This window comes from Rhodoferax ferrireducens (assembly GCF_003347515.1).
Classification (GTDB): domain Bacteria; phylum Pseudomonadota; class Gammaproteobacteria; order Burkholderiales; family Burkholderiaceae_C; genus Rhodoferax.
In genome coordinates this window covers 30436-43565 of sequence record NZ_QEII01000298.1, presented here as the reverse complement: position 1 = coordinate 43565, position 13130 = coordinate 30436, and the positions used below count along the sequence as shown (strand labels likewise).

Here is a 13130-nt window from a genome sequence, read left to right as displayed (position 1 = left end):
AGTTACAAATTGATACTTGTTAATTGACGAAAATCAAATGTGGTCCTGCGTGGGGGAGACTCATGCGAATAAACCACTTTCTCAACACTTGAGTTCCGCTATAGAGGAATCTGAATGACGAGTTCGGTGTTCAGACTGTCCGGATAGCTGATGTGCAGGGTGCCATGTAATTCGGCGACGCGTTCGATGAGCGAGGTCGGACGGAAATCGTTCACCCGGCGGCCGTTCATGCTGCCGGCATCGTCTCGAACAACCAGGTGGATCATGGATGCGTCGACCGACAGGCTGACCCAGACACGGCGCGCAGCGGTGTGCTTGCGGATGTTGTTGAGCACCTCGTTAACCATGTGGAAGATCGAACTGGCCATGGCGCGCGTGGTGGCAAGGGTGTCGGGGCAGTCGATTTCCACGTCGATGCCAAAGAGCACCGAAAAGCGCCTCACCTGGCGCCGAACGGCAGGCACGAGGGTACTGTCCCCGTGTTCGTTCCCGGTGCGCAGGCCCGAGATCAGCTCGCGCAGTGCGGCTACTTCGCCGTTTACCAATTCCGCCAGTGAGTCGACCTCGGCACGGGCCGGGTTGTCGAGCGGAATGCGCAGCGCCACGGATTCGACGGCGTACTTCAGCCCGAGGTAGGGCTGGATCGCGCTGTCGTGCAGGTCCCGGCCAATGCGTGCGCGTTCGTGGCCAGCGCTTTCTTCCTGCAACTGGTCGACCAGCGTTGCCCGCTCGATCACGCGCAACAAGTCGGGCGCCGCGTCGGCCAAGGCCACGACGTCGTATACGGGTGCGCGCTTGCCGTGATAGCCGGCCAGGAAGTGACCGTGCTGACGGGCATAGCGGGTCAAGGGCACGATGTGGAGGTTGCGCACGTCAAGTGTCAGCGCCAGTTCGGCTAGATGGGTCGAGAGACCGTCGGGTAAGGGCAGGTCGGCGTGCAGCCGCGTACTCGACCGCAGATCCCACCACGGACGTTTGACGTAGCTCATCGGGCAGACCGGCGCCTGCACCAACAAGTGTTCGAGGCGCGCGTGCACCTCTGTTGTAGCGCGAAAGCAGCCGTCTTCGCGGCTGACGATCATCGCGGGTGCGCCCAGGCTGCTCGGTAGCACGAGCGCCACGACGTCGGCCTGCGTGGCATTGCGCAGGTGTTCTCCCAGCTCGGCGCAGGTTGAATCGAGGCCGCGGCGTGGATCCAGCTGGCCCTCCAGTTCGCCCAGCATCGCCAACCAGCGAAGTCGCAGACCCATGGGCCGCGCGACTAACGCGGCTGCCGGCACCAAGGACAAAATGAGCAGGACCTGCATGTATTCACGCCATCCAAGGCGGCGCATCAACTCGCTGCTGTTGTCCACTATCAGGCCTATCGTCAGCAGTAGCGCGAACAGCGTGAGGAGCAAGCCTTGTCCCACGCCGTAACCAATGGTGGCGAGTGCCACCGGGTACACCAGCGTGATGACCATCATCATGGCACCGGCGCTCCATAGCTTCATGATCAGACATGACCAGGCGGCATCGATCCAGTAGGGCCACAGCGCCGAATGGCGCGCCCGCCCACTGGCTTCGACCCAGAGTAACCACGCTGACCACATGCAATAGGTGAGCAGGACCGTGAGCGTGGGGACGTCAATACTGTCTTCGTGCATCAAGAGCAGAGCCGTGGTCAGAAGCGCGGTGATGACCCGCATGCCGGCCGAGAAACGGCGTATCTCCACGGACGGCCCTTGGTCGGACGTTGCCATGCCTTTGAGGGTCAGGATTGTTGTCGCCATAATGGTTGATGCATGTTGGAGTGTGTTTTGTAACTGTTGGTAACTTAATGATGAATATCAAAGGCTCTCGGGACAGCTATCGCTTCCTGGGTAAAGAGGACGAGATTGCGCGATAGATATGAGAAACAACTGATTACGATTGTTTAAGAGTCTGAAAAGGGCGCGCTGCTCGAAAGACCGGGGCGTAGGATGTCATGGGTCCATTGCAGCCTTGGACGGCTACGGGTCTTGAAGCCCGCCGGTTTCACCTCAATGTGATGCGTTGAAAGGTGTTTCCATGACTGACTCCCTGCATATTGTTTGCCCCCATTGCCACACGACTAACCGTGTGCGTCACGACAATCTGGCCCAGGCGCCCGATTGCGGCAGCTGTCACAAACCGTTGTTTGTGGCGCATTCGCTGGCGCTGGACGAGGCCTATTTTGACCGTCATATTCAACGCAGCCAGATCCCGGTGCTGGTGGATTTCTGGGCGCCGTGGTGCGGGCCCTGTCGCCAGATGGCACCCGCCTTTGAGCAGGCCGCCGCGCAGCTGGAACCCAAAGTGCGGCTGGTCAAAGTCGATACCGAAGCCGCCCAGAATCTGGGCGCGCGCTTCAATATCCGCAGCATTCCCACACTTGCCTTGTTCGCCAATGGGCGGGAAGTGGCGCGCCAAGCCGGGGCTATGGGTGCGGCCGACATCGTGCGCTGGACGCGGGCGCAAGGGGTTTAATCGCCCCTCCACGGTGTAACGCCACCGTAACCCGAAGCGCTGTGACGGATTAGCATCGGGGCTTTGCGAACACGCGCGAGCCCCATGACAACTCAACTTAGAACCGAGACTATCGAGCGCACCGAGCGACCTTGGGGCTGGTATGAAACCATCTCGGAAGTCCCCGGCAACAAGATCAAGCGCATCCATGTATTGCCAGGGCAGCAAATCAGTCTGCAGAAACACCATCAACGTGCGGAGCACTGGGTGGTCGTGTTGGGATCGGCCTGTGTGACCGTGGGCGAGCAGGTGTTGACGCTGGGGGGCGGCGGGCATGTGGATATTGCACGGGGCACCGTGCATCGCCTCGCGAACCTCACGTCTGAGCCCATGGAAATCGTGGAAGTACAGTTTGGCGACGACCTGAGCGAAGACGATATCGTGCGCCTGAGCGATGACTACGGTCGTGTTTAATCGGCTCACAACCCTGCAGGATGCATGACATGAACCCCAACGTTTTATCTGGCGATTTTCATTTACCCCAAGGCGCCACGCCGGTGGCCTGTGTGGACATTGGCGGCACCAAGGTAGCAGTCAGCATTGCCGGTGAACGGGGCGTGCGCGGCCGCGTCACCGAGCCGACCTGCAAAGTCGGTCCACATGATGCGCTGGCGCAGCAAATCATCCGTCTGGTAGGCCAGAGCTGTCAGGCAGCTGGTGTGGCGATGGGCAATCTGTCGGCCGTGGGTGTGGCGTCATGCGGCCCCTTTGTTTTGAATGACGGGCTGGTGGAATTGGCTGCGCCCAATATCTGCGGCGGCTTGGCAGGCAAAGCCCGCGGCCTGCCCAATGACTGGACCACGGCCTTGCTGGAAGCGCCTTTGCGCCAGGTGTTCGCCGGCGTACGGGTCGAAAACGACGGCATCGGCGCGCTGGAAGCCGAGCGACGCTGGGGCGCGCTGCAGCTCAATGGCCAGCCATTGGCCAATTGCGCGTATCTGACCTGGAGCACCGGCATAGGTGTGGGCCTGTGTGTGGATGGCCATGTGCTACGCGGCAAGAACGGTAATGCTGGCCATGCCGGCCATCTTTTCGTGAGCGACAACGACGACGCCTTGTGCGGCTGTGGCAATGTCGGCGATGTGGAAGGCCTGGTGGCGGGCAATGCCATTCCCCGGCGCTTCGCGCATTTGGGATACGCTGATTCTGCTACGCTTTTCGCAGCGGCTCACGCAGGTGATACGGGGGCTATAGCCATTATTGATGACTTGTGCAGGGTGATGGGACGGACCTTGTACAACCTGATTGTGACGCTCGATCTGCAGCGCATCAGCATCGGCGGCAGTGTGTTCTGGCACCACCGCGCGTTCCTGTTACCCAAGCTGCAAGCCTACATCCGGGGCAAGCTGCCGGCCTTGACCGAGGGCTGCGAACTGGTGCCCGCCGGTCTGGGTGAGCGCGTGGGGGATTTCGGCGCTTTGGCGCTGGTGGCCTGAAGTGCTTGCCGGTCAGACCGGCGCCTAGGGTAAGCCCTGATGGTTGATTGGGTAAAATTAATTAACAATTAATTAATTCGGGCGACACGGTGTCAGCGCGAATCAATCCCTGCTCCCTGGCCTTTTAGCGTCAGGGGAGCGCAAACCTTCAGGAGACAACATGTTGAAACTTTCCAAATTGGCCACGGCCGCAGCTTTGGTGATCGCCGGTACAAGCGCCATGGCCGGTGACGTCGAAGTCCTGCATTACTGGACCTCCGGCGGTGAGGCCAAATCGGTCGCTGAACTGAAGAAAATCATGCAGGCCAAGGGCCATGTCTGGAAAGATTTCGCAGTGGCCGGTGGTGGCGGTGACGCTGCCGCCACCGTGCTGAAGAGCCGCGTGGTGTCCGGCAACCCGCCGGCCGCCGCCCAGATCAAAGGCCCGGCCATTCAGGAATGGGCGACGGAAGGCGTGCTGGCCAATCTGGACAGCGTCGCCACCGCCGAAAAATGGGACAGCCTGCTGCCCAAGGTCGTGGCCGACGTCATGAAATACAAAGGCAACTACGTGGCCGCGCCCGTCAACGTGCACCGCGTGAACTGGATGTGGGCCAATGCAGCCGTGCTGAAGAAGGCCGGCGTGGCGGGCATGCCCAAGACCTGGGACGAATTCTTTGCCGCGGCGGACAAGATCAAGAAAGCCGGTCTGATTCCCGTGGCCCACGGCGGCCAGAACTGGCAGGACTTCACCACTTTCGAGTCCGTGGTCTTGGGCGTGGGCGGCGCCAAGTTCTACAGTGACGCCCTGGTCAAGCTGGACCCGAAGGCCCTGACCAGCGACACCATGAAGAAGTCACTGGAAACCTTCCGCAAGGTCAAGAGCTATACCGACCCCGCAGCACCGGGGCGCGACTGGAATCTGGCCACCGCCATGGTGATGCAGGAAAAAGCCGCTTTCCAGTTCATGGGTGACTGGGCCAAGGGCGAATTCCTGGCTGCGGGCAAGGTGCCGGGCAAAGATTTCCTGTGTGCTGCCGCACCCGGCACGGCCAATGCCTTTACCTTCAACGTTGACTCATTTGCCATGTTCAAGCTGAAAGACCCGGCTGCCCAGAAGGCGCAGGGCGATCTGGCCGCGGCCATCATGGGCCCTGAGTTCCAGGAAGTGTTCAACCTGAACAAGGGTTCCATACCGGTCCGCCTGAACATGAACATGGCCAAGTTCGACGACTGCGCCAAACTGTCCAGCAAGGACTTCGTGGACACCGCCAAGACCGGCGGTCTGGTGCCTTCCGTGGCCCACGGCATGGCCATCAGTCCGGCGGCTGAAGGCGCCATCAAGGACGCGGTCAGCCAGTTCTGGAACGACGACAAGATCTCGGTGGCCGATGGCATGAAAAACATCGCCAAAGCGGCTGCGGCCAAGTAAGTGGCGGATAACTACAAAAAGTAGTCAGTGTCGTCATCGCGAGGCCGCAGGCCGTGGCGATCCATCGTGGCTGAGCGAGCCATGGATTGCCGCGCTGCGCTCGCAATGACGAATTTGCAGAAGTGCCTTTGCGTATCAGTGCGACGGTGGTTCGCCGACTAGAACCGTTCAGGTAGCTACCTATGAAAAATTTTGAAAATATCCTGCCCAAGCTGGTGATCGCGCCGGGCTTTGTGCTCGGCTTCGCGTTCATCTATGGCTTCATGATCTGGAACGGCGTGCTGTCCGTCACCGGCTCGCGCATGCTGCCCAATTACGACGAATTCGTCGGGCTGGAGCAGTATGTGCGCCTGTGGGAGCTGGACCGCTGGCTGGTCGCCCTGAAAAACCTGGGTATTTTCAGCGTTCTGTACGTCGGGGGCTCCATGGCCCTGGGCATGGGCCTGGCCATCTTTCTGGACCAGAAAGTGCGCGCCGAGGGCTTGCTGCGTACCGTCTATCTGTACCCCATGGCGCTGTCGTTCATCGTGACTGGCACCGCCTGGAAATGGATTTTGAATCCGAGCCTGGGCCTGGAAAAGCTGATGCACGACCTGGGTTGGACCAGTTTCCATTTCGACTGGCTGGTTCAGAGCGACACCGCCATTTACTGCGTGGTGATTGCGGGCATCTGGCAGTCGGCCGGCTTTGCCATGGCGCTGTCACTGGCCGGCTTGCGCGGCATTGACGACAGCATCATCAAGGCGGCGCAAATCGACGGTGCCTCGCTACCGCGTATCTATTGGCGCATTATTTTGCCGATCCTGCGCCCGGTGGTGTTTTCCACGGTTCTCGTGCTGTCCCATCTCTCCATCAAGAGCTTCGACCTGGTGATGGCCCTGACCGCCGGCGGTCCCGGCTATGCCTCCGATGTGCCGGCGACCTTCATGTATGTGATGAGCTTTACCCGAGGCCAGATCGGCCTGGGTGCGGCCAGCGCCACCATGATGCTGGCCACGGTGGCCGCCATTGTGGTCCCTTACCTCTACAGCGAGCTTCGCGCTAAACCCCATGATCGCTAAAAACCTTCCCCGCATCGCGATCTATAGCGTCCTGCTGATCGCCGCCTTCTTCTTTCTCGCACCACTTTATGTGATGCTCGTTACGTCCTTCAAAGACGCGGAGCAGATTCGTTCTGGCAACCTGCTGAGCTTGCCAAGCTCGCTCAATTTCGAGTCCTGGCAGTTGGCATGGTCCACCGCCTGCACGGGCGTGGACTGCCGCGGTTTGAAGCCCTATTTCTGGAACTCGGTGATCATGGCCGTGCCGGCCGTGCTGATCTCCACCGCCTGGGGCGCCATCAATGGCTACGTGCTGAGCATGTGGAAATTCAAGGGCAGTGAGGTGCTGTTTGGCTTCATGCTGTTCGGTGTGTTCATGCCCTTTCAGGTGGTGCTCTTGCCCATGAGTCAGGTGCTGGGCTTTCTGGGCTTGTCCAGCTCGCTGGGTGGGCTGGTGCTGGTGCACTGTATTGCCGGCCTGGCTGGCACCACCCTGTTCTTCCGCAACTACTACACCGCCATTCCCAAAGAGCTGGTCAACGCCGCCCGCATGGACGGCGCCGGTTTCTGGCGCATTTTCTGGCGCATCGTGGTGCCCATGTCCACGCCCATTCTGATGGTGACGCTGATCTGGCAGTTCACCAATATCTGGAACGACTTCCTGTTTGGCGTGGCCTTCAGCGGTGCCGACAGCAAGCCGATTACGGTGGGCTTGAACAACATGGCCAACACATCGAGCAGCGTCAAGAGCTACAACGTGGACATGGCCGCGGCCGTGATCGCGGGTTTACCCACCATGCTGGTGTATGTGCTGGCAGGTCAATATTTCGTGAAAGGACTCACAGCCGGCGCTGTGAAAGGATAAAAACATGGCAGCTTCACTCCACATCGCAGGTATTCGCAAGGTCTATGGCAAGGGCGACAAAGCCGTCGAGGTGCTCAAGAAAATCGAGATCGACGTCGCACCCGGCGAATTCCTGATCCTGGTCGGGCCTTCGGGCTGCGGCAAGTCCACCCTGCTCAACATCATCGCCGGGCTGGAAGAACCCACCGAAGGCGAGTTGCGCATTGCCGGCAAGAACGTGATCGGCGTGGCGCCCGCCCAGCGCGACATTGCCATGGTGTTCCAGAGCTACGCCTTGTACCCGACCATGAGCGTGGCTGACAATATCGGCTTCGCGCTGGAGATGCGCAAGGTGCCCAAGGACGTGCGCACCAAGCGCATTCACGAAGTCGCGGCGATGCTGCAAATCGAGCACCTGCTGGACCGTCGCCCGGCACAGCTCTCCGGCGGCCAGCGTCAGCGCGTGGCCATGGGCCGGGCGCTAGCGCGCGACCCCCAGCTTTTTCTGTTCGATGAGCCCTTGAGCAATCTGGATGCCAAGCTGCGCGTCGAGATGCGGGCCGAGATCAAGCGCTTGCACCACGTCAGCGGCATTACCAGCGTGTACGTGACGCACGATCAGATCGAGGCCATGACCCTGGGCAGCCGCATTGCGGTCATGAAGGACGGCATTCTGCAGCAGATCGGCACGCCGGACGATATTTATCGGCGCCCCGTCAATACTTATGTGGCGGGTTTCATCGGTTCACCCAATATGAACTTCATCCCCGGGCGGATGGGGACGGCCGGGGACCAGGGCCGGTTTGTCTTTGCCGGTGGTTCGCTCGACCTGGTCGCTCCGGCCGCGCAAGAGCTCATACTGGGCCAGCGCCCCGAACATATCCACCTGCAAGCCGATGCGCCCTGGCGTGGCGAGGTGGTGCTGGTGGAGCCCACCGGCGCCGATACCTATGTCGTGGTCAAGACCGGCGTCGGTCTGATGACGGTACGCGTGGCCCCCAACATGACTTACAAGGTGGGCGATCAGACCGGGTTGACGGTGAGCAGCAAGCACAACAACTGGTTCAATGCCGCCAGCGGCTTGCGCATCGAGTGAACCCGCGCAGGGCTACCTCGCGGCCATGAAGGCCTCGAAGTCCGGCGCCGGCATCGGCCGCGCGAACAGGTAACCCTGGGCGTAATCGCAGCCTGCGGCCGCCAGCAGGTCGCGTTGCAGCGTTGTCTCGACGCCCTCGGCGATGACCTTGATCCCCAGCTCATGGGCCATCATGATGATGGCTTTGCACAGGGCCAGATCGGTGGAGTCCGCGATCAGGTGGCGCACGAAGGACTGGTCGATCTTGATGAAGTCGATGTCAAATTTTTGCAGATAGGACAGGGACGAGTAGCCGGTGCCGAAGTCGTCCAGTGACACCTGAATCCCCGCATCGTGCAGTTCCATTAGCTGCTCCACCACGCTGGCGCTGGAGTCCAGCAGCAACCCTTCCGTAATTTCCACCACAATGGCCTCGCCCGGCAAGCCCATGGCCTGCAGCTGCTGGAACCATGCCTGGTTGGTCCGGCCACTGTGGTGAAACTGAACCGGTGATTTGTTGACGCTGATCTGAAACTGGGGCGCCAGTGATTGGCGCCACTGCCGGACCTGGTTGGCCGCTTGCTGGAACACCCACTCACCGATATCGACAATCAGCCCACTGGCTTCCGCGATCGGGATGAACGTGGCCGGGCTGACGGTGCCGCGAGTGGGGTGCAGCCAGCGGATCAGGGCTTCGGCCTTGTGAACCGCGCCCGTGGCCAACTCGACAATGGGCTGGTACACCACCCTGAATTGTTGACCGACCAGCCCGGTGCGCAAGTCATTGGTCAGGCGCACCCGGGTTTGCGCAGCCTCTTGCAGGGCTGGCGTGAAAAAGCTGAAGCGGTTGCGTCCGCCGCCTTTGGCGACGTAAAGCGCTTGATCCGCGTTCTTGAACAGGTCTTCAATGTCGGTGGCATCCAGCGGAAACATCGTGATGCCAATGCTGGCAGAAACAAAGACCTGCTCGGACCCCAGCTGGAACTCGGCCTTCAGCGCGCTGAGGAGTCCTTGCAGAATGCGCTCCAGGCTGCTGGCGTCCGTGAGCTCGGTCAGGATCACGGTGAACTCGTCACCGCCCATGCGGGCCACGGTGTCGGACTCCCGTACACAACGCTGGATACGCCGGGCGGCTTCGACCAGCAACAGATCGCCGCTGTCGTGGCCGAGCGTGTCGTTGACTTCCTTGAAATGGTCGAGGTCAATGAACAGGAGGGCGAGTTGCAGGCCGTCACGCTTGCTTTTCTTGATCTCCTGCTCCAGCCGGTCGCGTAGCATGTTGCGATTGGGCAGGCCGGTGAGGGCGTCGAAATGGGCTTGCTGCCAGATCAGCGCTTCTGATTTTTTTCGCTCCGTGATGTCGGTATGGGTTCCTGTCATTCGCAGAGGCCGGCCCTGTGCATCGCGGCTGATGACCATGCCCCGGGTCAACACCCATTTCCAGCTGCCGTCCTTGCAGCGTACCCGGTGTTCGTTGATGTAGGTCGGGGTCAGGCCGTCAAAGTGAGCCTGCCGGTCCAGGTCCATCTGCGAGCGGTCACTCGGGTGCGTGCGCTCGTCGAGTTCTTCGGTGCGATTGAGCAGCTCGCTCTCGTCGAAGCCATACATTTCCATCAGGCGTTTCGAGAAAAATTCCTCGCCGCTTGGAATGTGCCAGTCCCACACGCCGTCGCCGGTACTTTCCAGGGCCAGCTTCCAGCGCTCCTCGTTTTCCCGCAGGGTGGCCACACTTTGCTTGCTGGCGGTGATGTCAATCATCAGCCCACGCAACCACCGGGGTCTTCCGTTTTCTTCGACCACCTTCACAATGTCGCGCAGCCACACCGTTCGACCGTCCTGAGTGATAAAACGGTATTCGAAATTGTGGTCTTCCAGCCGCCCGGTGCAGGCTACGCAGTACTGAATGGCCTGATCGCGGTCCTGCGGATCAATATGGTCGGCCCAGAAACCGGGCTCAAGCCAATCGGTTACCGGGTAGCCGAGGATGCGTTCTGCGTTCCCGCTGACGTAGTTGAAGACAAAAGTGGCCGCGTCGGCCTCCCAGACAATGCCATCCGTGCAATCGACCAGGTCGCGGAAGCGCTGGTGGCTCTCGTGCAGTGCCGCCTCCGTCTGCTTACGCTCGGTGATGTCGGTGTGGGTGCCGATCATGCGCAAGGGCTGGCCTTGGGCGTCGCGGCTGACCACCATGCCACGCGCCAGCACCCACTTCCAGGAACCATCCTTGCAACGCATGCGCAGGTCAACGGCGTAGCCCGGCGAGCGGCCTTCCAGGTAGGCCCTGGCGGCGTCCTGCACATCGGCGAGGTCGTCTGGATGGACCCGCTGGACAAATTCGTGGTAGCCCGTGCCGATTTCATCGTCCGCATAACCCAGCATCTCTTTCCAGCGACTGGAATGCGTCTGCTCACCGGTCACGACGTTCCAGTCCCAGACGCCGTCACCGGAGCTTTCCAGGGCCAGTTTCCAGGGGTTCGCGCCATCGTCCCGGTCCGGCCCGGATGGGTTCAATGCGGACGGTTTGCCTGCTGGATCCGGTGCGGCTTGACAGTCAAAAGGCGAAGAAGTCGAGCTCATCAATACAGTATCCCACGCCTTGCGCGGTCGGCAAACAGGGCTTTGGTTGTCCATTTACGTCATCCTGCCAGAGGCAGACTGAGCCTGATCCGCAGGCCCTGCGGCTGGACCGCCAGCGCGGTGGCGCTGCCGCCGTGGCGGTGGGCGATCTCGGCCACGATGGCCAGTCCCAGGCCGCAGCCACCGGGTAACTCGCTGGCCCGCCAGAAGCGCTCAAACGCATGCTGCAGGTTGGCCGGCGACAAGCCGGGGCCGTTGTCTTCCACTTCGATCACGGCCTGGTGGCCGGAGCGCGCGACGCGCAAGGTCACCACGCTGCCGGTGCCAGCATAGAGGAGGGCGTTGTCCAACAAATTGCCCAGCGCCTCGCGCAGCAAAAGCTTTTCGCCCTCCACCTGAAGACTGCTTTCCCCCTCGTAACCCAGGTCAACCCCGGCGGCGAGGGCACGCGGTGTCCACTCGCGCGCGACCTCGCGCGCCAGCGCGGCTGCATCGATCGTTTGCAGCCGGATATCGGCTTCGTTGCGTGCCAATGACAGCAGCTGGTGCACCAGGTGCGCGCTGCGCTGGGCGCCGGCCAGCACCTTGGCCAATCGCTCCTGCAGCGCGTGCGGGTCGGACTCCGCCAGGGCCAGTTCGGTCTGGCTGATCAGGCCCGCCAGCGGTGTGCGCAACTGGTGGGCAGCGTCATTGAGGAAGCGCTTTTCCTGGCCCAGACTACGGCGCACCGCAGCGAGCAACTGGTTCACGGCACCGGCCAGCGCGTGAACCTCCTGTGGCGCCTGCGTCATCTCGATCGGTGATAGCGCCGCCAGGCTGTGCTCGCGCCGCACACCCAGTTGCGCCTGCAGCCGTGTCAAAGGGCTCAAACCGCGCGAAACACCGCCGTAGACCAGCACACCCAGGGCAGCGCCCAGCAAGAGCAGTGGCAGCAGCATGTCGGCCACCAGTTCGGCGGTGATGCGTTTCTGGACCGCCAGACTTTTGGCCACCTGCACCCGCAAACGCTGGGGCGAGCCTGCCTCGCCATAGTTGACGTCCAGCAGCGCCACGCGCATCGGCTTGCCGTCCACCGTCACGTTGTACAGCAAGGGCTCGCCTGTGACCGGATTGGCGCTGGCCGGCGGGCCGGGCAGCTTGCCGTTGCCGAGCAGAAAACTGCCTGGCGGCGACGACACCATGTAACTCACCCGGTCTTTCGGATCCTGTTCGATGATGTCCTGGGCGGCGCGGGGGAAGTCGATCAGCAAACCGGAGCCGACCGGTTTGACCTGGCGTGCCAGTGACAGCACCGATTGCGTGAGGGACTGGTCGATGCCTTTCTCGGCATAGCTCAATGCGATGCGGTAGCTCAGCGCGCCACCCACCAGCAACAGCACCAGTTGCGGCAGCAAAAGCCATAACAGCAGCTGCCTTTTGAGCGACAGGCCATGGCCCCGGTTGGGCGGGTTCGGACCCGAGCCCGCCTCCACCTCCCGCCATTTCATGGCGCGGCGCTCTCCAGCATGTAGCCCAGTCCACGCACGTTGCGGATGTTCAGCCCGGAGTCGGCCAGCTTGCGGCGCAGGCGGTGGATGTAAACCTCGAGTGCGTTGGAGCCCGCCCCCGCCGCCACGTTGCTCCCCGCACTCATGCCGTCAGTGGGCTCGGACTGCCACACGTCCAGCACGTCCTCACGGCTGACCACCTGACCGGCGTTGGTCACCAGCAGGGACAGCAGTGCCCACTCGCGCTGCGTCAACTCCAGTGGCTCATCGTCCAGCCAGGCTTGCGGCAGCGTGGCGTCCACACGCAGTCGCCGGTTGGCACCCGCGGCCAGCTCCAGCGAACCGCCAAAGGCCGGCAGGCGGGCGCGCCGCAGCATGGCGGCCAGGCGGGCTTGCAGCTCCGCCATGCTGAACGGTTTGGTGAGGTAATCATCGGCGCCGGCGTTGAGCCCCTGGACCCGGTCCTCCACGCCATCACGCGCCGTCAGGATGAGCACCGGCAGCGCGGGCAGGCGCCGCCTGATCCAGGCCAGCACGTCCATGCCGCTCACTTTGGGTAAACCGAGGTCCAGAATCACGCCGTCAAAGCGGCTGGATTCCAGCAATACCTGCGCCATATCGCCATCGGCGGCAGGCGTGACCGTATGGCCGGCTTGGGCCAGCTGGTCGCACAAGCCATCGCGCAGCAATTCATCGTCTTCAACAATCAGCAAACTTGACATGGGTGGAGCATA

11 protein-coding genes are annotated in these 13130 nt (G+C 61.7%); 7 read left to right on the top strand and 4 right to left on the bottom strand.

Going from position 1 to position 13130, the window contains the following annotated elements:
- Positions 1 to 98: 98 nt before the first annotated feature.
- Positions 99 to 1772 (bottom strand): sensor histidine kinase, encoded by a 1674-nt coding sequence (locus C5P05_RS20630; RefSeq protein WP_114971723.1) that lies wholly within the window; start codon positions 1770 to 1772, stop codon positions 99 to 101.
- Positions 1773 to 2049: 277 nt separating this feature from the next.
- Between C5P05_RS20630 and trxC the strand changes: the two genes are divergently transcribed.
- The 7 genes from trxC to C5P05_RS20595 all read left to right on the top strand — a co-directional run bounded on the left by trxC (position 2050) and on the right by C5P05_RS20595 (position 8353).
- The gene (gene trxC / locus C5P05_RS20625; protein ID WP_114971722.1) at positions 2050 to 2487 is read left to right on the top strand and encodes a thioredoxin TrxC; all 438 of its coding nucleotides are present in this window, start codon (positions 2050 to 2052) and stop codon (positions 2485 to 2487) included.
- Positions 2488 to 2571: 84 nt separating this feature from the next.
- Positions 2572 to 2940: a phosphomannose isomerase type II C-terminal cupin domain gene (locus C5P05_RS20620; protein ID WP_114971721.1), complete on the top strand. Its 369-nt coding sequence runs from the start codon at positions 2572 to 2574 to the stop codon at positions 2938 to 2940.
- 29 nt (positions 2941 to 2969) lie between these two features.
- Positions 2970 to 3962 carry an ROK family protein gene (locus C5P05_RS20615; protein WP_114971951.1) on the top strand — a complete coding sequence of 331 codons (993 nt, stop codon included), beginning with the start codon at positions 2970 to 2972 and terminating at the stop codon, positions 3960 to 3962.
- Between the two features lie 160 nt (positions 3963 to 4122).
- The gene (locus C5P05_RS20610) at positions 4123 to 5373 is read left to right on the top strand and encodes an ABC transporter substrate-binding protein (RefSeq protein ID WP_114971720.1); all 1251 of its coding nucleotides are present in this window, start codon (positions 4123 to 4125) and stop codon (positions 5371 to 5373) included.
- A gap of 182 nt (positions 5374 to 5555) precedes the next feature.
- The gene (locus C5P05_RS20605; RefSeq protein ID WP_114971719.1) at positions 5556 to 6434 is read left to right on the top strand and encodes a carbohydrate ABC transporter permease; all 879 of its coding nucleotides are present in this window, start codon (positions 5556 to 5558) and stop codon (positions 6432 to 6434) included.
- Positions 6424 to 7278: a carbohydrate ABC transporter permease gene (locus tag C5P05_RS20600; protein WP_114971718.1), complete on the top strand. Its 855-nt coding sequence runs from the start codon at positions 6424 to 6426 to the stop codon at positions 7276 to 7278. Before C5P05_RS20605 ends, C5P05_RS20600 begins: the two co-directional genes overlap by 11 nt.
- A 4-nt stretch (positions 7279 to 7282) precedes the next feature.
- Entirely contained in the window at positions 7283 to 8353 is a 1071-nt protein-coding gene (locus C5P05_RS20595; protein WP_114971717.1) for an ABC transporter ATP-binding protein, read from the top strand.
- A 12-nt stretch (positions 8354 to 8365) separates the two neighbouring features.
- Here the strand turns inward: C5P05_RS20595 and C5P05_RS20590 are convergent, their stop codons facing one another.
- Genes C5P05_RS20590 through C5P05_RS20580 form a run of 3 tightly spaced genes read right to left on the bottom strand, consistent with a single transcriptional unit; the run spans position 8366 to position 13118 of the window.
- Entirely contained in the window at positions 8366 to 10909 is a 2544-nt protein-coding gene (locus C5P05_RS20590) for an EAL and GGDEF domain-containing protein (RefSeq protein WP_198674806.1), read from the bottom strand.
- Positions 10910 to 10968: 59 nt separating this feature from the next.
- Positions 10969 to 12396, bottom strand: a complete 1428-nt coding sequence (locus C5P05_RS20585) for a sensor histidine kinase (RefSeq protein ID WP_114971715.1) — start codon at positions 12394 to 12396, stop codon at positions 10969 to 10971.
- Positions 12393 to 13118: a response regulator gene (locus tag C5P05_RS20580; RefSeq protein ID WP_114971714.1), complete on the bottom strand. Its 726-nt coding sequence runs from the start codon at positions 13116 to 13118 to the stop codon at positions 12393 to 12395. Before C5P05_RS20580 ends, C5P05_RS20585 begins: the two co-directional genes overlap by 4 nt.
- Positions 13119 to 13130: the final 12 nt, after the last annotated feature.

Bases quoted from the DNA above. Each gene is read 5' to 3' on its own strand.
- C5P05_RS20630 (WP_114971723.1), bottom strand. From the start codon at position 1,772: ATGGCGACAACAATCCTGACCCTCAAAGGCATGGCAACGTCCGACCAA.
- trxC (WP_114971722.1), top strand. From the start codon at position 2,050: ATGACTGACTCCCTGCATATTGTTTGCCCCCATTGCCACACGACTAAC.
- C5P05_RS20620 (WP_114971721.1), top strand. From the start codon at position 2,572: ATGACAACTCAACTTAGAACCGAGACTATCGAGCGCACCGAGCGACCT.
- C5P05_RS20615 (WP_114971951.1), top strand. From the start codon at position 2,970: ATGAACCCCAACGTTTTATCTGGCGATTTTCATTTACCCCAAGGCGCC.
- C5P05_RS20610 (WP_114971720.1), top strand. From the start codon at position 4,123: ATGTTGAAACTTTCCAAATTGGCCACGGCCGCAGCTTTGGTGATCGCC.
- C5P05_RS20605 (WP_114971719.1), top strand. From the start codon at position 5,556: ATGAAAAATTTTGAAAATATCCTGCCCAAGCTGGTGATCGCGCCGGGC.
- C5P05_RS20600 (WP_114971718.1), top strand. From the start codon at position 6,424: ATGATCGCTAAAAACCTTCCCCGCATCGCGATCTATAGCGTCCTGCTG.
- C5P05_RS20595 (WP_114971717.1), top strand. From the start codon at position 7,283: ATGGCAGCTTCACTCCACATCGCAGGTATTCGCAAGGTCTATGGCAAG.
- C5P05_RS20590 (WP_198674806.1), bottom strand. From the start codon at position 10,909: ATGAGCTCGACTTCTTCGCCTTTTGACTGTCAAGCCGCACCGGATCCA.
- C5P05_RS20585 (WP_114971715.1), bottom strand. From the start codon at position 12,396: ATGAAATGGCGGGAGGTGGAGGCGGGCTCGGGTCCGAACCCGCCCAAC.
- C5P05_RS20580 (WP_114971714.1), bottom strand. From the start codon at position 13,118: ATGTCAAGTTTGCTGATTGTTGAAGACGATGAATTGCTGCGCGATGGC.